Source organism: Patescibacteria group bacterium (genome assembly GCA_038063375.1).
GTDB lineage: Bacteria > Patescibacteriota > Minisyncoccia > Phycocordibacterales > JANLHH01 > JANLHH01.
Genome location: JBBTVG010000036.1, coordinates 1 through 4,567 on the forward strand (window position 1 = coordinate 1; position 4,567 = coordinate 4,567).

Here is a 4,567-nt window from a genome sequence, read left to right on the forward strand (position 1 = left end):
GAGACCTCAGACTGTCTTCACTTCGCGTGCGCTCACGCCACTTCGCCACCACGCCTTATCTACAAATTATAAAGGTACTATTACAATACCACATCGTTGCTTCCCAACGCTTCGGTCCGAGACCTCAGACTGTCTTCACTTCGCGTGCGCTCACGCCACTTCGCCACCACGCCGTTGAACTATACTTTACCATAATTTCTGTTTGAGGGGCGGGAATTTTTACAGACCTACATTTTTAACAACTCATCAATGTGTTGCCTATTTTTCTCTCCTTTGTCTATCGCAAAATCAAAGAATGGAATAAATTGCATCCGCGTCTTTGATTTTACATAATTTTTGAAATCCGATCTCTTTCTTTTAACGAAGTTCAGTGCCGGCTCTTCTCCTTTTTCAGGCAGTACGGTTATGAGGATGAGCGCGCGGCGCATATTGTCCGACACCCGGCAGTCAGTCACGGTGATCATTGAAGTTCCGGCAGACTCTATTTGCAGGAACTGCGCCGCGAGTCCTTTTAAAAGTCCACCTAGTTTTTCTTGTTTCGTTCCCATGTGTTTGTGCTCATACCAGGCCTTATTTTGTCGTCGTGATGAATGAGGCAATAGTATCTCCGGAGGCGATTTCCACCTTTGATTCGATCATAGCGCCGCATTCGCTTCCTTCCTTCACCTCGGTCGTTTTTATTTTTTGTTGTTGTAACTCCAATATTTTCCCACTGCCGATCTCCGTCTCGCGTCTGAATATCTTTACGCGCCCTCCGACCTTAATAAACCCGACCGTCACCCTTCCACCCAGCACTTGCTTGTCTTTTGTCTTGCCGAACACCCTGAGGATCTTTGCTTCCCCGACCTGCTCTTCAACCTCTTCTTTGGGCGCGCGCTTCAGCACTTCTTCTTCCATATAGTCGGTAATGTTGTAGATGATGGCAAATGTTTTGATCGTAATGCCAAGTTTCTCCGCGGCAGCGGTCGCTTTGCTGTCTGCGCGAACGCGGAAACCGATAATGATGGATTCGGGAGAACCGGACGCGACCTTGATGTCATTTTCAGTGATGTCGCCGGCCCCTTTATGGATGATCTGAAGAGACACTTTATCGTGCGAAACTTTACCAAGTTCTTTTAAAACAGCCTCCAGGGTGCCTAACACGTCGGTCTTGAGAACGACGGGAATCACCAGCTCCGCGTTTTCCGGCCCGATGATGTCTTTGGTTTGTCCTATGATCGCATGCTCTTTCGCTTTTGTTTCCGCATCTTTCTTTGTCTCATACGCAAAAACCGCCAGTCCGGTATCGGGAACTTTGTTAAAGCCCGTGATGCGCACCGGCGATGAAAATGTTACTGCGTCGGTTTCTTGTCCGGAGAAACTCTCCATGTATCGCACGGGGGAGACGGCATCGCCGCTCACCACGCACATACCCTTTCGCAGTGTGCCATCAGTGACCAGAATCGTGGCGGAGATTCCTTTTCTCGGATCAATATGCGATTCAATGACAACCCCGCGCGCGGGTGCTTGCGGATCTCCCTTGAGTTCCGCGAGCTCCGCCACCAGAAGCACCATGTCAAGCAATTCAGGAATGCGTGTCCCTTGTTTTGCCGAGATCTCCACATACGGAACATCTCCGCCGAATCCCTCAAGGTATATGCCATGTTCTACGAGTTCACTTTTTACTTTGGCCGGATTTGCATTCGGTTTATCAATCTTGTTGATCGCAACGATGTAAGGGATCTTAGCTTCCTTGATCGCTTCAAGCGCTTCAAGCGTTTGCGCTTTTACACTGTCTTCCGCGGAGACCATGAGAATCGCGATGTCGGCAACACGAGCTCCGCGTGAGCGCATGGCGGAAAATGCTTCGTGCCCGGGCGTGTCCAAAAATGTTATGCGCTTATCTTTGTGATGCACTTCATACGCAGACAAGTGTTGAGTAATTCCTCCTGATTCGCCTGAAACCACATTCGTTTTTCTTATGTAATCAAGGAGTGTTGATTTGCCATGGTCAATATGCCCCATGACCACAACGATGGGCGGGCGTTCTATGAGCGTATCTCTCTGTGGTTTGGTTTGCGTAGTCGGCATAACGTTGTAAAAATACAATAAATTCGGGCAATTAGCAAGGTTTCTCGCTATTATTGCTGAGCAAAAAATTTACCGGGGAAAACTCAAGACAGACAAAGAAGTATCTTTAGCTGGGGTGGAGGGGTTAAGGATTACGCGTTAAAATTTCGCGCGTTCTTGATCGCTTGTTTTTCTTCACCGGAGAGTTCGTATTCCGAGGAGAATTTTTTAATCGGTTTTGCGTATACGCTGACGCGTTCGCGCGAGTAAAGACTTGAGAGTACGACACCATCGCCATTCTCGTTCAAGAGCGCGGTGGCGAAACTCTGGTTGCTTCCCGCGCCGGTGCCCTTAAAAGGATTGAATCGCACAGTACTCATACCCTGCACGCTCCGTTTGATCCTCTGTTCCGCTACAACCAGATATTCTTCAATTTGCTTTTGCGAAAGATGCAAACCGGTTACTTCCCGTCCAAGTTGCGTGATTGTATCTTCCAGGCTTTTTGCATTCTTGCCCCGCAAAAGGCGCGAGAATTTAAATTCCAAACGAATAATCCATACAAGTACCAGCACGAGTATCCCCAGGAGAGCATATATGAGAATTTGTTCATCGATGAGCACCATTGGCTATAAATTATACGCTACGAACGTCGTTTTTGCAAAAGGACGTGTTTCATTCTAGAATGGGCACATGAAAAGAATTTTTCTCGACCACGCGGCGACGACACCGCTTGAAAAGGATGTGAAAAAAGTGATGGATGTATACGCGATGAAACACTTTGGCAATCCCAGCTCTCTCCACAAAGAAGGGGTCATCGGGCGCCAAGCGGTTCTAGCGGCGCGCATAGAGGCGGCGCGCTTCTCTGGGGCGCTCCCGGAGGAGATCATATTTACCGGCAGTGGTACGGAAGCGAATAATATCGCTATTTCAGGCGTCTTTGAGGAACTTCTGCGAAACGGAATATCTTTGCGCGAGTGTCATGCGGTCACGAGTGTCATTGAACACCCTTCGGTGCTCCGAGTGTTTCAAGCTCTTGAACGGAAAGGCCTTTCGGTAACCTATGTGGGGGTTAATAGCGGCGGTGCGATTTCGTGCAAAGAAATAAAAGAGGCGCTTCGCAAAAACACAAAGCTTGTTTCAATCATGCATGCGAACAACGAGATCGGAACGATAGAACCAATTCACGAGATCGCTAAGACCGTGCGCCATTTCAGAGAGAAGCAAGGAAGTATCTATCCGTTGGTGCACACGGACGCTTGCCAAACGCTTAATTGTTCTTTGCAGAGCGTGCAATCCTTAGGTGTGGATATGCTCTCCGCGAGCGCGCAGAAAATATACGGACCTAAGGGGGTTGGTATGTTGTATGTAAAGAATGGAACACCGATTGCGCCGCTACTGTACGGTGGAGGACAAGAGAAGGGGCTACGTCCCGGCACCGAAAATGTGGCGGGCATTGTGGGGTTTGCACGTGCTCTCTCCATCACGGAAAAGTTACGAGAGAAAGAGTGTCTTCGCCTTACCAAACTGCGTATTCATTTTCTTGCTCGGTTGAAAGCTCTTTTTCCGGAATGTGTCATCAACGGTGACACGAAAGAGCAGGTGCCGCACATTGTGAACGTGTCATTTCCCGGCACTGACCAAGAAGAACTCGTATTGCGTTTGGATGCGAAAGGGATAGCCGTTGGCGCGCGGAGCGCTTGTGGGGAGAGACACGAAGACGTATCATATTGTGTACAAGCGCTCGGGCCGGGGCACTATCCCGAAGCGGCGGTGAGGTTTAGTATGGGCAGGGGAACCGGAAGACAAGATATTGATCATACGCTCAAAGCGCTCAAAGAAATCTTTAGCAAAATTATACAAAGGACTTAATTGGGGAGGATATAAGATAAAAAATAACCATGAAATACGAAGCAAAAAATTATGAGCATCTGCTCGGCACCAAAGGATTGAGCGATGAATTATTGAAAAATCACTTCAAACTCTATCAGGGATACGTTGCCAACGTAAACAAGATCGGAGATCTGGCGGATACGATTGAGATCGGAACGCCCGCATACGCGGAATTGAAACGCCGGTTCGGCTGGGAGTGGAACGGGATGCGTCTCCACGAGCTGTATTTTGAAAATATGAAAAAGGACGCCAGTGCCATAGATACGCAAAGCAGTGTGTATAAAAAAATTACCGAGAAATTCGGTTCATACGAAAACTGGGAAAAAGATTTTAGGGGCACGGGGACGATGCGCGGCATAGGATGGGCCATACTTGCGTATGATAAAGAAGACGGCAGATTATTTAACGTTTGGATCAATGAACATGATATGGGGCATTTGACGGGAACAGAGCCATTGCTCGTGATGGATGTATTTGAACATGCGTTTGTCCTTGATTACGGACTGGATCGCGCCGGATATGTCGGCGCTTTCATGAACGTGATTGATTGGAACGAAGCACAAATGCGGCTGATGAAATAGTAAGGCAACTCGGATTGTTGAAACCGCTCCCCAGGGGGCGGTTTTCG

At 48.3% G+C, this 4,567-nt stretch carries 5 protein-coding genes; 2 read left to right on the forward strand and 3 right to left on the reverse strand.

What is annotated here, in order from left to right:
• Positions 1-227 precede the first annotated feature (227 nt).
• The 3 genes from AAB523_03590 to AAB523_03600 form a co-directional block, all read right to left on the reverse strand.
• Positions 228-548: a ribosome-binding factor A gene (locus tag AAB523_03590; GenBank protein MEK7556334.1), complete on the reverse strand. Its 321-nt coding sequence runs from the start codon at positions 546-548 to the stop codon at positions 228-230.
• A gap of 22 nt (positions 549-570) precedes the next feature.
• Positions 571-2,070 carry a translation initiation factor IF-2 gene (gene infB / locus AAB523_03595; protein MEK7556335.1) on the reverse strand — a complete coding sequence of 500 codons (1,500 nt, stop codon included), beginning with the start codon at positions 2,068-2,070 and terminating at the stop codon, positions 571-573.
• Between the two features lie 131 nt (positions 2,071-2,201).
• Positions 2,202-2,672, reverse strand: a complete 471-nt coding sequence (locus AAB523_03600) for a DUF4446 family protein (GenBank protein ID MEK7556336.1) — start codon at positions 2,670-2,672, stop codon at positions 2,202-2,204.
• Positions 2,673-2,739: 67 nt separating this feature from the next.
• Here AAB523_03600 and AAB523_03605 point away from each other — a divergent pair, with 67 nt between their 5' ends.
• Complete coding sequence (locus AAB523_03605) at positions 2,740-3,918, forward strand: cysteine desulfurase family protein (protein ID MEK7556337.1); 1,179 nt, start codon at positions 2,740-2,742, stop codon at positions 3,916-3,918.
• Between the two features lie 29 nt (positions 3,919-3,947).
• Positions 3,948-4,520: a Fe-Mn family superoxide dismutase gene (locus AAB523_03610; GenBank protein MEK7556338.1), complete on the forward strand. Its 573-nt coding sequence runs from the start codon at positions 3,948-3,950 to the stop codon at positions 4,518-4,520.
• Positions 4,521-4,567 lie beyond the last annotated feature (47 nt).

Bases quoted from the DNA above. Each gene is read 5' to 3' on its own strand.
- AAB523_03605 (MEK7556337.1), top strand. From the start codon at position 2,740: ATGAAAAGAATTTTTCTCGACCACGCGGCGACGACACCGCTTGAAAAG.
- AAB523_03610 (MEK7556338.1), top strand. From the start codon at position 3,948: ATGAAATACGAAGCAAAAAATTATGAGCATCTGCTCGGCACCAAAGGA.
- AAB523_03590 (MEK7556334.1), bottom strand. From the start codon at position 548: ATGGGAACGAAACAAGAAAAACTAGGTGGACTTTTAAAAGGACTCGCG.
- AAB523_03600 (MEK7556336.1), bottom strand. From the start codon at position 2,672: ATGGTGCTCATCGATGAACAAATTCTCATATATGCTCTCCTGGGGATA.
- infB (MEK7556335.1), bottom strand. From the start codon at position 2,070: ATGCCGACTACGCAAACCAAACCACAGAGAGATACGCTCATAGAACGC.